General features: G+C 62.5%; 14 protein-coding genes. 5 read left to right on the forward strand and 9 right to left on the reverse strand.

The window, feature by feature from the left end; all coding sequences use genetic code 11:
- The first annotated feature begins 149 nt into the window (after positions 1-149).
- Positions 150-1319 carry an EAL domain-containing protein gene (locus Q0T48_RS02480; protein WP_295951916.1) on the forward strand — a complete coding sequence of 390 codons (1170 nt, stop codon included), beginning with the start codon at positions 150-152 and terminating at the stop codon, positions 1317-1319.
- Here the strand turns inward: Q0T48_RS02480 and pcaC are convergent.
- From pcaC to zwf, 3 genes are all read right to left on the reverse strand, one after another.
- Positions 1300-1677 (reverse strand): 4-carboxymuconolactone decarboxylase, encoded by a 378-nt coding sequence (gene pcaC / locus Q0T48_RS02485; RefSeq protein ID WP_295951919.1) that lies wholly within the window; start codon positions 1675-1677, stop codon positions 1300-1302. The two genes, Q0T48_RS02480 and pcaC, sit on opposite strands and share 20 nt — an antisense overlap.
- Positions 1678-1788: 111 nt before the next feature.
- A complete protein-coding gene (locus Q0T48_RS02490; protein WP_295951921.1) occupies positions 1789-2637 on the reverse strand; it encodes an SIS domain-containing protein in 849 nt (282 codons plus the stop codon).
- Between the two features lie 3 nt (positions 2638-2640).
- Entirely contained in the window at positions 2641-4101 is a 1461-nt protein-coding gene (gene zwf / locus Q0T48_RS02495) for a glucose-6-phosphate dehydrogenase (protein ID WP_295951924.1), read from the reverse strand.
- Between the two features lie 358 nt (positions 4102-4459).
- Between zwf and tal the strand changes: the two genes are divergently transcribed.
- From tal to Q0T48_RS02510, 3 genes are all read left to right on the forward strand, one after another.
- The gene (gene tal, locus Q0T48_RS02500; protein WP_295951927.1) at positions 4460-5407 is read left to right on the forward strand and encodes a transaldolase; all 948 of its coding nucleotides are present in this window, start codon (positions 4460-4462) and stop codon (positions 5405-5407) included.
- Between the two features lie 153 nt (positions 5408-5560).
- Positions 5561-7126 carry a glucose-6-phosphate isomerase gene (pgi, locus tag Q0T48_RS02505; protein WP_295951929.1) on the forward strand — a complete coding sequence of 522 codons (1566 nt, stop codon included), beginning with the start codon at positions 5561-5563 and terminating at the stop codon, positions 7124-7126.
- Position 7127: 1 nt separating this feature from the next.
- Positions 7128-7487, forward strand: a complete 360-nt coding sequence (locus Q0T48_RS02510) for an antibiotic biosynthesis monooxygenase (RefSeq protein ID WP_295951933.1) — start codon at positions 7128-7130, stop codon at positions 7485-7487.
- On the opposite strand, the gene Q0T48_RS02515 is transcribed toward Q0T48_RS02510, so the two are convergent.
- The gene (locus tag Q0T48_RS02515) at positions 7474-8874 is read right to left on the reverse strand and encodes an MFS transporter (RefSeq protein ID WP_295951935.1); all 1401 of its coding nucleotides are present in this window, start codon (positions 8872-8874) and stop codon (positions 7474-7476) included. The two genes, Q0T48_RS02510 and Q0T48_RS02515, sit on opposite strands and share 14 nt — an antisense overlap.
- Positions 8875-8983: 109 nt before the next feature.
- Between Q0T48_RS02515 and Q0T48_RS02520 the strand changes: the two genes are divergently transcribed.
- The gene (locus tag Q0T48_RS02520; RefSeq protein WP_295951938.1) at positions 8984-9850 is read left to right on the forward strand and encodes a LysR family transcriptional regulator; all 867 of its coding nucleotides are present in this window, start codon (positions 8984-8986) and stop codon (positions 9848-9850) included.
- 26 nt (positions 9851-9876) lie between these two features.
- On the opposite strand, the gene Q0T48_RS02525 is transcribed toward Q0T48_RS02520, so the two are convergent.
- The 5 genes from Q0T48_RS02525 to groL form a co-directional block, all read right to left on the reverse strand.
- Entirely contained in the window at positions 9877-10671 is a 795-nt protein-coding gene (locus tag Q0T48_RS02525) for a GntR family transcriptional regulator (protein WP_295951941.1), read from the reverse strand.
- A 180-nt stretch (positions 10672-10851) separates the two neighbouring features.
- Positions 10852-11847, reverse strand: coding sequence for a helix-turn-helix domain-containing protein (locus tag Q0T48_RS02530; protein ID WP_295951944.1), 996 nt, complete (start codon positions 11845-11847; stop codon positions 10852-10854).
- Entirely contained in the window at positions 11829-12434 is a 606-nt protein-coding gene (locus tag Q0T48_RS02535) for a DJ-1/PfpI family protein (protein WP_295951947.1), read from the reverse strand. The genes Q0T48_RS02530 and Q0T48_RS02535 overlap by 19 nt, the downstream gene beginning before the upstream one ends.
- Positions 12431-12991 (reverse strand): isochorismatase family protein, encoded by a 561-nt coding sequence (locus Q0T48_RS02540; RefSeq protein ID WP_295951950.1) that lies wholly within the window; start codon positions 12989-12991, stop codon positions 12431-12433. Before Q0T48_RS02540 ends, Q0T48_RS02535 begins: the two co-directional genes overlap by 4 nt.
- 301 nt (positions 12992-13292) lie before the next feature.
- A complete protein-coding gene (gene groL, locus Q0T48_RS02545; RefSeq protein WP_295951953.1) occupies positions 13293-14945 on the reverse strand; it encodes a chaperonin GroEL in 1653 nt (550 codons plus the stop codon).
- Positions 14946-14993 lie beyond the last annotated feature (48 nt).

Below are 14993 nucleotides of genomic sequence, written 5' to 3' on the forward strand. Positions count from 1 at the left end.
GCGGTGCTGGGCGAATCCCGCTTCTTGGTCGGCGGCCAGGGCCAGGGTGTGTTGCTTCATCTTTGTCGCCTTGTGAGGGATGACAATACCAATGCAAGTCACGCGCCAGGTCGGGACTTATTCAGCGTTGCCTTAACGCCCCCCTGCCTTTGTCGCAGGGAACGGTGCGCACCGCCCTGGTCGAGCGGGGGCGCTTCCAGGTGGTGATGCAGCCCAACTCCACCCAAGACATCCGCGCGCGCTATGCCGATGCCGTCTGGGCCGGCCGTGCCAGCCAGCGCACCCGGGTGTACCAAAGTGCCCGGGGTGTGTGGACCGACCGCCTGGTCACCCCGCAAACCCCGCATTTGCATCTGGACGCGGGCCGCGCCGCCTTGCTGGTCACCACCACGCTGCCGGGTGTCAGCCCCATCTCTGTGCAGTCGGTGCTGCTGGCCCAGGACCTGTACCAAAACCATGCCGAGGTCTGGGTTGGGGCCGCCCTGGTGTGCCTGCTGCTGGGGCTGCTGGTGCAGAGTGCGGTGACGCAGCGCTGCCAGCATTTCCAGTCGATGGCCTACCGTATCCGTTTTCTGTGCCAACCCGCCAATGTGGTGTGCCACTACCAGCCCATCATGGACTTGGCTAGCGGCCAACCGATAGGCTGCGAAGTGCTGGCCCGGTTGGATGACGCAGGCCAACTGGTTTACCCCGACCACTTCATTCCGGCCTTGATTGCGGATAACCGGACTTGGGCTTTTGACGCGGCGGTCAGCACCCGGGCGCTGCAGGAGCTGGGTGCGGCCTTGCCCGCGCGCGGGCCCTTCAAGGTGGCGTTGAACTTCTTTCCACAAAACCTGCAGCGCGATGCCATCGAGCCGCACCTGCGCGCCAGCCTGCAGGCCCTGGGCCGCACCGACCTGCAGGTTGAGCTGGAAGTCACCGAATACAACTTTTCGCCCGAGATCGTGCCCGAACTGCAGCGCCTCAAGGCCGACGGCTACTACATCTCGATCGACGACTTCGGCACCGGCTACTCCAACCTGGGCATGGTCAAGCGCGTCGCGCCCGACTTTGTGAAGATCGACAAGTCTTTTGTGTTCGAGATGGAAGACGCCAGCCTGCGCTCCAGCCTGATCCCGGAAATTATCGCCATCGCCAAGGCCGTCAATAGCCAGGTGGTTGCCGAAGGCATCGAAAACGCCGCCCAGGCCACGCAGTTGCGGGCCATGGGCGTACCGTTTGGCCAGGGCTATTACTTCGCCAAGCCCATGCCGCTGGAGGCCTTTTTGGCCTACCTGCGGGCCTGCGACGAAGCGGCTAAACGCCCAACTCTTTGAACACCTCTTTGGCGGTGCGGAAGCTGTCGATGGCCGCCGGTGCGCCGCAATAGATGGCGGTCTGCAAAAACACCTCTTTGATCTCGTCCTTGCTCACGCCATTGGTCAGTGCGCCGCGCAGGTGCAGCTTGAGTTCGTGTGGGCGGTTCAGGGCGGTCAGCATGGCCAGGTTCAGCAGGCTGCGGGTTTTGCGGTCCAGGCCTGGGCGGTTCCACACATCGCCCCAGGCATACTGGGTCACCAGCTCCTGGATGTCCATGCTGAAGGCATCGGCATTCTGGATGGCCGCGTCCACGTAGTCGGCACCCAGTACCTCGCGGCGGGTCTGCAGGCCTTTGTCGAAAAGTTCTTGGTTCATGGCGACTTCCCTTGTGAAAAAAGGGGAGTGTATCGCCCGCTATAAATGCTATTTATTTAATAGCTATATGCGTAGGTTCTATATGCGCTAGAGCCTGATTTTTTTTAAAAATCAAGTGTAGCGCTTGCTACGCAGGTTGTTCTTGATCTCTTGCAGCTTGGGCTGCAAGGTGGTGCCGCCGATGCGCAGGGCCACACAAGTGGCCAGGATGTCGATGATCATCAGGTGCAGCAGGCGCGACACCATCGGGCTGTAGCGCTCGTAGCCTTCGGGGTGGTTGGCGGCGAGGTGTATATGCCCGGCAGCGGCCAGGGGCGAGCCGCTGGTGGTTATGACGATGGTAGTTGCGCCGTTTTTGCGGGCGATGTCGCAGGCATCCATCAGGTCGCGGGTGCGGCCCGAGTTGGATATCACCACCACGCAGTCGCCCGGGCCGAGCATGGATGCGCCCATCACCTGCATGTGGCCGTCGCTGTAGGCAATGGCGTGCACACCCAGGCGGAAGAACTTGTGCTGCGCGTCCTGCGCCACGATGCCAGAATTGCCCGCGCCGTAGAACTCGATGCGTTTGCCGGTTTTGTAGGTTTCGGCCAAAATTTCGGCGGCTTTTTCCAGCGCCGTGGTGCTGGCTTCGTTGCGGTACTTGAGGAAGGCGGCGACGGTGTTGTCGATCACCTTGACCATCACGTCGCTGGTTTTGTCGTCCAGGTCCACGCTGCGGTGGATGAAGGGCACACCCTCGCTGACGCTGCCTGCCAGCTTGAGCTTGAAGTCGCTCAGGCCGTCGTAGCCCATGCTGCGGCAAAACCGCACCACGGTGGGTTTGCTGACGTGGGCGCGGTCACTGAGCTCGCTGACCGGCAGGTTGGCAAAGGCGCGCGGGTCGGTCAGCACCAGCTTGCCCACACGCTGCTCCGCTGGTGCCAGCGACGAGAGGGAAGCTTTGATACGGTCGAGCATGGATTACGACTCTTCGCTCCAGCAGTAACCGTCGCGCGCAATCATCGCGCTGGAGGCACTCGGGCCCCAGGTGCCTGCGCCATAGGGGCGTGGGCCTGCCGCGTCGTTCTTCCAGTGTTCGATGATGGGTTCGACCCAGCGCCAGGCTTCCTCTTGCTCGTCGCTGCGTACAAACAGGTTCAGGCGGCCGTCCAGCACGTCGAGCAGCAGGCGCTCGTAGGCACCCACGCGTTCCGAGCCGAAGCGTTTGTCAAAGTCCAGATCCAGCTGCACCGGGGCCAGCGACTGGCTGGCCGAGCGGCTGCGGTTGCCCTGGGCTTGCGCTAGCAGGTGCAGCTCTAGCCCGTCCTTGGGTTGCAGATTGATGACCAGGCGGTTGGCCGCGCCCACCGGGGCGTTGAAGATCGGGTGCGGGGTTTGGTGGAAGTTGACCACGATGTGCGCGTCGCGTCCGGCCAGGCGCTTGCCGGTACGGATGTAGAAGGGCACACCGGCCCAGCGCCAGTTGGCGATTTCGGTGCGCAGGGCAACGAAGGTTTCGGTCTGGCTGTCGGGGTTCACGCCCAGCTCTTCGCGGTAGCCGGGCACCGACACGCCGCTGGACTTGCCTGCGCTGTACTGGCCGCGGATCACGTGCTGGGACAGGGTTTCGGCTGTCCAGGGCTTGAGCGAACGCAATACCTTGAGCTTTTCGTCGCGGATGGCATCGGCGTGCGCGTTGATGGGCGGCTCCATGCCGATGGCGCACAGCAGTTGCAGCGCGTGGTTTTGCACCATGTCGCGCAGTGCGCCGGTGTTTTCGTAGAAGGCGCCGCGCTTTTCCACGCCCAGGTCTTCGGCAATGGTGATCTGGATGTTGGCGATGTGCTCGCGCTTCCACAGGGGTTCAAACAGGGCGTTGCCAAAGCGCAACGCAAACAGGTTTTGGACCGAGGGCTTGCCCAGGTAGTGGTCGATGCGGAAAACCTGCTTTTCCTTGAAGCAGCGGCGCACGGTTTCGTTGATGGCGCGGTTGGATGCCAGGTCGTGGCCCAGCGGCTTTTCCAGCACGATGCGGGTGTGGTCGCTGTTCAGGCCAGCAGCCGCCAGCTGTTCGCACACGGTGGTGAACAGGCCGGGCGCGGTGGCCACGTACATCACTACCGAGTCGGCATTGCGGGTTTCCAGGATGGACTTCAGCGCAGCGTAGTCATCGGGCTTGGACAGGTCCATGCGCTGGAATTCCAGCAGCGCGGCAAAGCGTGCAAATTCTTCGGCGTTGGGGCGCTTGGATTCTTCGACGCTGTTGAAGCGCGATTGGATCTGCTCGCGGTACTGTTCATGGCTGAGGTCGTCACGACCCACACCAATGATGCGACCACCCTCAGGCAGGGTGCCGTGGCGAAAAGATTGGAACAGGGCGGGCATCAACTTGCGCCAGGCGAGGTCGCCGGTGCCGCCAAACAAGACTAAATCAAAGCTCATAGAGTTACATCCAAAAGGGTGACCGCGAATGTAACTTAGTTTCAGGTTTCTGAAAATATGGCAGCTAAAAAATCTTTTTAAGGCAGTTTTTATCAGTGTTTTCCCGCTTGTGGCGCTTTCAAACTGGGGTCTAAGCTGGTTTGGTAACCTAGTTACCCCGATGCGCCCCAGGGGCCGGGTTTTTACGGCCACACAGATTTTGCAGCTTGGTAACCAAAAAGATGCACCACGCAGCCCCGCCGCGTATCTTTTTGTTTGTACCATTCGAGACCGTGCAGCCCTCCAACCCCTGGCGCACCCCGGTTTCCAGCGAAAGAACCCCGCCTATTTTGGGTTCTGACAACGACCACTACATACCATGACCCAACTCGACTCCCTCAAGCAGTTCACCACCGTCGTTGCCGATACCGGCGACTTCAAGCAGTTGGGCGTTTTCTTGCCCACCGATGCCACCACCAACCCGTCGCTGATCCTGAAGGCCGTGCAAAAGCCCGACTACGCGCCGCTACTGGCCGAGGCCGTGGCCAAGTACAAGGGCCGCCCGTTGGACGAGGTGTGCGACCGCCTGATTGTGCGTTTTGGCTGCGAGATTTTGTCCATCGTGCCGGGCCGCGTGTCCACCGAAGTCGATGCGCGCCTGAGCTTTGACACAGCGGCCACCGTGGCCCGCGGCAAGCGCTTGATCGAGATGTACGCCAGCGAAGGCATTGCCAAGGAACGCATCCTGATCAAGGTCGCCTCCACCTGGGAAGGCATCCAGGCCGCGGCCGAGCTGGAGCGCGCAGGCATCCGCACCAACCTTACATTGCTGTTCAGCTTTGCCCAGGCCGTGGCCTGCGGCCAGGCCAAGGTGCAACTGATCTCGCCGTTTGTCGGCCGCATCTACGACTGGTACAAAAAGACCGCCGGTGCCGCTTGGGTCGAGGCCGACATGGCCGAAGCCAAAGACCCCGGTGTGGTGTCGGTCACCCAGATCTACAACTACTACAAGCGCTTCGGCATCAAGACCGAGGTGATGGGTGCGAGCTTTCGCAACGTGGGCCAGATCACTGCGCTGGCGGGCTGCGACCTGCTGACCATCAGCCCCGACCTGCTGGCCCTGATGGCCGCCAGCGATGCCCCGCTGACGCGCGCGCTGGATGCCAAGGCCGCCCAGGCCATGGACCTGGAAGAAGTGACACTGGACGAAGCCGGTTTCCGCTTCGCCCTGAACCAGGATGCGATGGCCACCGAGAAGCTGGCCGAAGGCATCCGTGGCTTCGTCACCGATGCCATCAAATTGGACAAGCTGCTGCTGGCTGCTTAGTTTTACTTATCCCCAGGCTACGTTGCGCTACGCCAACCCCCTTGCAGGGGCGATACCGACGGCCCGGCGAAGCCGGTTCGGTGGTGCCCTGAGGGCGGTGCGTTCTGGCTGTTGTTTGGGGTGACCTACCTATAAAACCGAAAAGGAATAAAAATGGACGCACTCCACCGCCCCCGTTGTGACACTGTGCCCGCCTGGGCGCAACTGCAAGCCCAGTACGCTGCCAGTGGAGCTGCGCTGGACCTGCGTACGGCCTTTGCTGCCGACCCCGGCCGCTTTGCCGCCTTCAGCCAGGACGCGCCCTACGTGTTCGCCGACCTGTCGAAGAACCGTATCGACGCGCCCACCCAAAGCCTGCTGTTCGACCTGGCCCGCCAGACCGGTGTGGAAGTGCTGCGCGACGCGATGTTTGCCGGTGCCAAGATCAATACGACTGAAGACCGGGCGGTGATGCACTTTTTGTTAAGAAAAAGTGCTGCAACGCAAGCAAAACCTGCACCAGTAGCTATCAAAAATGATCTGGCTGAGGTGCACGCCACGCTGGACGCGATGCTGGCCTTTGCCGAAGCCACGCGCGCCGACGCCGCCATCACCGATGTGGTGAACATCGGCATTGGCGGCTCTGATTTAGGCCCGCTGATGGCCACACTGGCACTCGACGCGTTTGCCACGCCCACCAAACGCATGCACTTTGTGTCCAACGTGGACGGCCACGAGCTGGCCGCGCTGCTGCCGCGCCTGCAAGCGAGTAGCACGCTGTTTTTGATCGCCTCCAAGACCTTCACCACCACCGAGACCATGACCAACGCCCGCTCGGCCAAGGCCTGGTTCGAGGCGCAGGGCGGCACCAACACCGCGCGCCACTTTGCGGCACTCACCACCAATGTGGCGGCCGCCAACGCGTTTGGCATCAGCACCACTTTTGGTTTCTGGGACTGGGTGGGCGGGCGCTATTCGGTGTGGTCGGCGATTGGCCTGCCGGTGGCGATTGCCATCGGTGCGGCGCACTTCCGTGAGTTTTTGGCCGGTGCCGAAGCCATGGACGAGCATTTCCGCACCGCCCCGCTGGAGCAAAATTTGCCCATGCGCCTGGGCCTGCTGGACGTGTGGTACCGCAATTTCCACGGCTTCACCAGCCGTAGCATTGCCCCGTACCACAGCGCGCTGCGCCGCCTGCCCGCCTACCTGCAGCAACTGGACATGGAAAGCAACGGCAAGCAGGTGGACATGCAGGGCCAGAAGCTGCCGTTTGGCACCTCGTGCGTGCTCTGGGGCGAGCCCGGCACCAACGGCCAGCACGCCTACTTCCAGATGCTGCACCAGGGCACGGACGTGGTGCCGGTAGAATTTATCGCCGTCAAGAAGGCCCGCCACAGCCTGCCCGGCCACCACAACACACTTTTGTCCAACGTGGTCGCCCAGGCCCAGGCCCTGATGGTCGGCAAAGTGGATGCGGGCGGCCACCGCAACTTCCCCGGCAACCGCCCCAGCACCTTCCTGCTGCTGGACGACCTGACCCCCGCCAGCCTGGGCGCGCTGATTGCGCTGCAAGAGCACCGGGTGTTTGTGAGCGGCGCGCTGTGGGGTATCAACAGCTTTGACCAGTGGGGCGTGGAGCTCGGCAAGGTGCTGGCCAAAGACATCGAGCCGCGCCTGCAGTCGGGCGATGTGTCCGGGCTGGACGGCTCTACCGCGGGCCTGCTGGCCAAGCTGCGCTGAGGTGTTTAGCGCTGCCTTCATCTGGGAACTTGGCCAGTACGACGCGGAGTTTGACCGCTTGGACGCACTGATCGACGCGGTGGCCCGCGCCATGCCAGGCTTCTTGGGCGTGGAAGTGTGGTTGTCCGAAGTCGGCCAGCGCCGTAACGCTACCTACTACTGGGCCAGCCTGGAGGACGTGCAAGCCTTCTCCCAGCACCCGCACCACTTGGAAGCCAAGCGCCAGTACGCGCGCTGGTACAAGGGCTTCCATATCGTCATCTCCGAGGTGGTGCGCTCGTATGGCGATGGTGCCTTTGCGCACCTGACCCCCAATAGCCGGCTACCCGGGCCTTTGCCCCAGAGCGCTACGCCGTCTTGACTGCGCAGGGTATTTGCGCCTGGGGTGTGGCCACAAAGCGGTACACCAGCAGGCTGGCCAGGCCGTAAGCCAGGGCGAACGCCGCAAAGGCCAGCGGCAGCCGCAAGTTCCAATCTGGCACGGTGTGCAGAATCGTTCCGACCAACGCCACGCCGACCAAGGCACCGATCTGGCGATTGGCGTTCAGGGCGGCGGCGGCGCTATTGGCGTAGGTTCGGCCGGATATTTGCATCACGGTGGTGGTCATGGCCGGAATCGCCACCGCTACAAACAAGTTCACCACGATCAGCCCGAGCAGCAACACCGGGTAGGGCGTGTGCAGCCGTACCCCCACCAACGCCACCGTTGCCAGCGCCGCTACACCCAGGCCCACCAGCATGGGTTTGCGTGTGCCGACGCGGGCCGAAATGCGTCCCGAAGCCAGGTTGCCCACCGTGAACGCGGCCATCATCGGTAGCAGTTGCAGGCCTGCCTGCAAGGCATCGGCAGAGCGCGCCTGTTGCAGGTACAGGCTGAGCAGGAACAATTGGCCAAACACCGCAAAGTTGATCAAAAAGCCGGTCATGTTGGCGGCCCCGAAGCCTGCGGTGTGCAGCAATGCGCGTGGCAGCAATGGGTGGGCACCAGTGCGTTCGCGCTGGACCAAGGCCAGTGCCGCTGCCACGGCAACCACGGCCGCAGCCACCACGGGCGCTGACCCCCAGCCCAGCGTGGGGCCTTCAATCAAAAAGAAACTCAAGGCCGTCAGGATCAATACGCCGAACGCGTGGCTGAGCAAGGACAGCGCCCGGGGCTGCCGTGGCGTAGCCGCAATCAATACCTGCGCCAGCACGATGCCCAGCAAACCCAATGGCAGATTGACCCAAAACACACTGCGCCAGCCATAGCTGTGCACCAAAATACCGCCGACCAGCGGGCCCACGGCCGATGCCGCGCCCACCATGGCTGACCAGATGCCCAGTATCCTGGCGCGGGTGCGATCATCTTCATAGGCATGGGTGAGCAGGCTGAGCGAGCTGGGCATAAACAGGGCCGCGCCTGCGCCTTGCAGCAGACGTGCGGCGATCAGACCGGTGCCGCTGGTGGCCAGACCGCACAGCACCGACCCCAGCAAGAACACCGCCAACCCACCTTGGTAGACGGTTTTGGGGCCAAACCGGTCGGCCAACGCGCCGCCCGCTAGCAGCAGTGCGGCAAAGGTCAGCGTATAGCCGTCCACCACCCACACCAAACCGGTCAGCGGCACCGAGAGGTTCAATGCGATGTCTGGCAAGGCAACGTTGACGGCGGTCACGTCGATCATTGCCATCACAAAACCAATGGCCAGGGTCCAGAGCACCCAGATGCTGCCGGTGGCTGGGGTGTGGGGTGGAGGGCGGGTAGGCATGGTGGGCTTTCAGGGTTATCACTAGGTTGGCGATTATTCGCGGCTTGTGTGATGCAGTAAAGATGCATAACATAAGCAGCTCAATGCAAAAATGCATTTCAAGGAAGCCATGGATTGGGACAATGCCCGCATTTTTCTCAGCATTTCCCGCGCTGGTACCTTGCGAGGCGCGGCGGCCGAGCTGCAAATCGACCAGGCCACCGTGGGCCGCCGCTTGGCCGCCATGGAGCAGACGCTGGGCGCGCGGCTGTTTTTGCGCACGCCCTCAGGCTATGTAGCGACCCCGGCGGGTGAGTTGGCGGTGGCTGCGGCCGAGCTGATGGAGCGCGCTGCGGACCAGCTGCAGCGTGAAATGCAGGGTATCGATAACCGTTTATCGGGTACCGTGCGGGTGGCCACATCGGACACCATGGCGGTGTATTTTGTGGTTGCTGCCATGCAGCGCCTGCACACCCGGCACCCGGACATCCGCATCGTGCTCAGTGCGTCCAACCAATTGGCCAGCCTGACGCGCCGCGAGTCTGACCTGGCCATCCGGCTGGTGCGGCCTACCGACCCCGACCTGATCACCCGCCAGTTGACCAAACGCCAGATGGGTCTTTACGCGGCCAAAACCTATCTGGCAGAACGCGGCGAGCCCAAGGCGGGCACAGCCCTGGCGGGGCACGATGTGGTGATTTACCAGCCGTCGGTGTTGGCGCGGCAAAGTGAAATACTGTGCGGGGAAGCGATGGCGAATGCCCGTGTGGTGATGGAGGTCAACACTGGCTTGGTGCTGCTGGAGGCTGCCGCCAACGGGCTGGGCATTGCCGAATTGCCTATCCACATGGCCGACACCGATGCCCGGTTGCAGCGCATCTGGCCTGAGCGCAGCGAGTCTTACGGCGTGTGGCTGGTGATGCATAGCGATCTGGCCCGTACGGCACGCGTGCGGGCTGCGGCCGACGCGATCATCGAAACTTTTCCGGACAAATAAAGGCTGCTTTCCCGGTTGCGTCTATCTCAGGGCGTGAGGTTGAGGCGGTAGGCGTAGGCCTCGCCCCGGTAGGTGCTTTCGATGTACTCGACTAGCTTGTTGTCGCTGCTGAAGGACTTGCGTTTGAGCAGCAGGCAGGGCGCAGGCGCGGTGTAGTTGAAGGCTTTGGATTCGGCCTCGCTGCTCATTACCGCTTCAATGGTTTGCTCGGCCGCCGTCAGGGCCAGACCGCAGTGTTCTTGTAAGTAGGCATAGACCGAACCGCGTGTGTCCCAGTCGGCCATGGGCGGGGCCAGCGCCAGGTCATACCAGGCGACTTCGCGGGCCAGGGGCTGGCCGTCGGCCAGGCGGATACGCACCAGCTTGGCAAAGCTGTTGACCGATGGCCGCCCGAAGATGGACGCAATCATGCGGTCCTGCACCACGTCATGGGTCACCAACTGGGTGCTGGCGGCCATGCCCCGTTCGCGCATGTCTTCGGCAAAGCTTTTGAGTTTGCCGATGGGTTGGTGGATTTTTTGCGGAGCCTGCACCTGCGTGCCACCGCGGCCGTGGGTACTGAGCAAGTGGGCGTGGCGCAGGTCGTTGTAGCAGCGTTTGATGGTGGTGCGGCTGACCTGCAGGGCTTCGGCCAGGACCCGCTCCGACGGCAGGTTGCTGCCCGTGGGCAGATCGCCGCTGTCGATTAGGGCCTGGATCTGGCGCTTGAGTTGCTGGTAATAGGGCTCCGAGGTCTTGGAGTCCAGCCGCAGCTTGGCCAGAATGCCCTCGGACGCAGCCCCGGTGTGCGGGGCCGGTGGGGCGGCATGGCGTGCGTTCATCGTCGGGTTGTTCACTCGGTAGGTCCAAAAAATACCAGCGGCTTTACTGGCCTGGCAATTTTGTTCCAAACGTAACAATATGTGACTTTTGAGTTCGCGACATATTTGGGGTTTCGCCGACAAATATGGCCCGCACAGGCACTGTGTGTCGCCTGCGTGACTCTCGCCAGACCGCCGAAATCAGCGCTGCCGTGCTTGCGACGGGGCGCCTGGCAAGCCTAATTGGTGCCAGGCGCGGCGCAATTGGGTATCTGAACTGAAACCCGCCAGCTCGGCGGCATGGTTGACGTTGTGGCCCGACTGCAGGGCCGTCTGCGCCACGGCCAGGCGGATGCGGCGCAGATACTGCAAGGGCGCAATCTGCGCGTATTCTATGAACAAACGCGTCAGGTGGCGTGGCGAGGTGTGGGCCATGTCGGCCATGCGCGGCACCGTCCAGCCCGCCCGCGGGTCCAGGCTGACGGCATCCTGCACCCGGTGCAGGGCAGGGTGCAGGTGGTTGCGGTAGCTTAAGAATGGCGACAGCTCGGGGTCGTGCGGGCCGCGCCGCAAAGCCACCACCATGGTCTGGGCGACCTGCGCTGCGATGGGCTCGCCGCAGGTGTCGGCGATGCGTTGCAGCACCAGGTCAATGCCGGTGGTCACGCCCGCACTGCTGTAGACCGGCGCGTCTTCCACAAACACCCGGTTGGCCACCACCTCGCACTGCGGCTCCACGCTGCGCAGTTCGTCCAGGTGCTGGTGGTGGGTGGTGACGCGCCTGCCCTTGAGCAGCCCGGCGTGAGCCGCCAGCAGGGTGCCCGCGCACACCGTCACCAGCTCCAGCTGGTGCGTGGCTAGGCGCAGGCCGCGCAGCCAGTGCAGCACGGCGCGGGCCGGGGCGTTGTCTACCGCTATTGTTTCACCGGGCAGGCCGACCAGCACCACCCAGTGCGGCGTGGCCGGGTGGGCGGTCAGCGCGCTGGGCAGGGGCTGCAGCCCGGTGAGCTGTGCGCCGACTGAGGTGGCCGTGCTGCCATCCGGCCCTATAAATTGCAGGGCAAAGCGCTCCGGCTGGCCCTGCGCCAGCAGGCATTGGTTGGTGATGCGCAGGGCTTCGGCCGGGCCCGCCCAGTCGAGGATCAGGCTGTTGGGCAGCAGGACAAATAGAACCTGGATTACGGCTGGGCTTGCCATGCGTAGTCCATTTGCCGGGCCGTGCGGGTGGCCAGTTCGTGGCCCGCCAGCGTGGCGACCAGGTGTAGGCACATATCGATGCCTGCGCTGATGCCTGCCGAAGTGGTGATGTGGCCTTGGGTGATCCAACGCTTGCCGGTCTGCACCTGCAGGGCTGGGAACATGCGTTGCAGGTCATCCACGTCTTCCCAATGCGTGGTGACCGGGCCGTGGGTGAGCACGCCGCTGCGCGCCAGCAAAAATGCACCTGTACAGACTGATGCGACGGTAGAAGCCGTGGCGGCGGTGGCGGCAATCCAGGCGATGGTCTGTTCGCAAGCCATCGCGGCATCGACCACGCCGCCGGGGATGATCAGCGCGTCGGTGGCGGTGCAGGCCGCAAACGTGCTGTCGGGAATTATGCATAAACCGGCCCTTGCGCCCACTGGGTCAGCGTGACGTGCTACGCATTGTGTAGCAAATAGGGGTGGGTCGTTGGGGTGGCTGCGGCTATGCACGCGGCTGGCGGTGGTGAACACCTCGTACGGCCCGGCAAAGTCCAGTGCTTCTACGTCGTCAAACACCAGGATGGCAACACGGTGCGTCATGCGGCGGCTCCTTCCAGGGCTTGTTCCACCGTGCAGATGCGGGCGAAGCGCTCGGTGAGCACGGCGGCGGTGCGGGCCATGATGTCGGCGGCGGGTAGCACCGTGCCGTCTAGGTGCTGCATGTCCCAGGTCAGCGTGGCGTCCAGGCAGTAGTCCACTGCCCAGCCCAGGTCGGACGCATGGCGGGTGGTGGTTTCGCAGCATTGCTCGGTGCGGATGCCGCTGACGATCAGGCGGCGAATGCCGTGCGCTGTCAGCCACACGTCCAGCCCGGTGCCCACCAGCGCGCTGTGGCGGCTTTTGGTGAAGGTGGCGGCAGGCTCGAATGGAGCCAGACCCGCGATGGGCTGGATGTGGCCGGATTCGACGGCAAACGCGTTGTCGGTCGTCTTAGGGCCATCGACATGGAAGATGCGCACGATAGGAATGCCCTGCGCCACGCAGCCCTCGATCAGTGCGTTCTGCCGGGCCAGGTAACCCGGCAGCGTGGCCGGGTTGAAGTAAGGACGTTGCCGAAAAGATTCCTGGGCATCGATCAAAATCAGACAGGTTTGCATGGTGTAGAACCTCAAGCAGTGGTGGATGGTAGCGCTCTATTCTTCTGCACGAGCGGCCCACAGGCCATCCACGATCAGCCCAGTTTCGATCATTTTCAGCCATAAACTAGATCGGAAATGAAAAACCCCGCAGAGCTTGCACTCTGCGGGGTTTGGAGGAAGTTGTAGTCCCGGTCTTGCAACAGGGATGCCAACCTCGTCGCGCAACGGGTGGCTGGGTAGGCGCATCGTCGTAGACAGTGGCAAAGCCACGGCAAGACGGTGCAACGCCCCCAGCCGCTCGTTTCGCGGCGACCCTCTTTTACATGCCCATGTCGCCCATGCCGCCCATACCACCACCCATGCCGCCGCCCATGCCGCCAGCACCGGCTTCGTCTTTTGGAGACTCAGCAATCATGGCTTCGGTCGTCAGCATCAAAGATGCCACGGAAGCTGCGTTCTGCAGAGCAGTACGGGTCACTTTCGTTGGGTCCAGAATACCCATTTCGATCATGTCGCCGTAGGTGCCGTTGGCAGCGTTGTAGCCGTAGTTGCCCGAACCGGTCAACACAGCCGCGACCACCACAGAGGCTTCTTCGCCTGCGTTGTAGACGATTTCGCGCAGAGGGGCTTCGATGGCCTTCAACACCAGCTTGATGCCGGCGTCTTGGTCGGCGTTAGCGCCTTCGATCTTGCCAGCAGCTTGCTTGGCGCGCAGCAGAGCCACGCCGCCGCCAGCCACAATGCCTTCTTCCACCGCAGCGCGGGTAGCGTGCAGAGCATCTTCAACGCGGGCTTTCTTTTCCTTCATTTCGATCTCGGTGGTAGCGCCCACCTTGATCACGGCCACGCCGCCAGCCAGCTTGGCCACGCGTTCTTGCAGCTTTTCGCGGTCGTAGTCGCTGGAAGCTTCTTCGATTTGCACGCGAACTTGCTTGACGCGGGCTTCGATGTCGGCAGCAGCACCAGCGCCATCAATGATGGTGGTGTTTTCTTTGCCCACTTCGATGCGCTTGGCTTGGCCCAGATCGGCCAAAGTGACTTTTTCCAGGGTCAGACCGACTTCTTCAGCGATAACCTTGCCGCCGGTCAGAATGGCGATGTCTTCCAGCATGGCCTTGCGGCGATCGCCGAAGCCAGGAGCCTTCACAGCCACAACCTTCAGGATGCCGCGGATGGTGTTGACCACCAGGGTCGCCAGCGCTTCGCCATCGACTTCTTCAGCGATGATCAGCAGAGGACGGCCGGACTTGGCGACTTGTTCCAGGGTCGGCAGGAGTTCGCGGATGTTGCTGATCTTCTTGTCGAACAACAGAACAAACGGGTTGTCCAGCAAAGCGGCTTGCTTTTCTGGGTTGTTGATGAAGTAGGGCGACAGGTAGCCACGGTCGAATTGCATGCCTTCGACGACATCCAGTTCGGATTCCAGCGACTTGCCGTCTTCCACGGTGATCACGCCTTCTTTGCCGACCTTGTCCATTGCGTCAGCAATGATCTTGCCGATGGATTCATCGGAGTTGGCGGAGATCGAACCGACTTGGGCGATTTCCTTGGAGGTGGTGGTGGCCTTGGAAGCCTTCTTCAGTTCGGCGACCAAAGCAGTCACTGCCTTGTCGATGCCGCGCTTCAGATCCATCGGGTTCATGCCGGCGGCCACGTACTTCATGCCTTCGCGGATGATGGCCTGGGCCAGCACGGTCGCGGTGGTGGTGCCGTCACCAGCCAGGTCGGAGGTCTTGGAGGCCACTTCCTTGACCATCTGCGCACCCATGTTTTGCAGCTTGTCCTTGAGTTCGATTTCCTTGGCCACGGACACACCGTCCTTGGTCACGGTAGGCGCGCCAAACGAGCGCTCCAGAACCACGTTACGGCCTTTAGGGCCCAGGGTCACCTTGACTGCGTTAGCCAAAATGTTCACGCCTTCAACCATGCGTGCGCGGGCTTCGCCGCCGAAAACTACGTCTTTTGCTGCCATGAGAATTTCTCCGGAATCAGTTAATTAAGTGGAAAGTGAAAGGCGAGA

It is taken from the genome of Rhodoferax sp., from assembly GCF_025354435.1.
Classification (GTDB): Bacteria; Pseudomonadota; Gammaproteobacteria; order Burkholderiales; family Burkholderiaceae_C; genus Rhodoferax_B.